Origin of the sequence: Paenibacillus popilliae ATCC 14706, from assembly GCF_000315235.1 — a bacterium.
GTDB lineage: Bacteria > Bacillota > Bacilli > Paenibacillales > Paenibacillaceae > Paenibacillus_B > Paenibacillus_B popilliae.
This window is the reverse complement of the sequence record NZ_BALG01000495.1, coordinates 1-289: the sequence shown is the minus strand read 5'-3', so window position 1 is coordinate 289 and position 289 is coordinate 1. Positions and strand designations below refer to the sequence as shown.

Genomic DNA, 289 nt, shown 5'->3' with positions numbered 1-289 from the left:
TTTGGCAGATCGATGCCACTCCTTATGCTTGGCTCGAGGATCGCGCTCCAGGCTTCTCCTTGCATGCAGCTATCGATGATGCTACTGGAACGGTCGTTGGTGCAATTTTCCGACCAAACGAATGCCGTGAAGGCTATTCGCTTGTAATGCAGCAGGGCATACAGAAATATGGCATCCCGCTCGCCCTGTACAGCGACCGGCATACGATCTTCCGATCGCCTAATGAGAAGCTAACCATTGAACAAGAGCTCGCTGGCGAAACCAAGCCGCTCTCCCATTTCGGTAAAGC

At 52.9% G+C, this 289-nt stretch carries 1 pseudogene; it reads left to right on the top strand.

Features of this window, described 5'->3' with window-relative positions:
• Positions 1 to 289 (top strand): annotated as a pseudogene (locus tag PPOP_RS18835) (ISNCY family transposase); the annotation flags it as partial.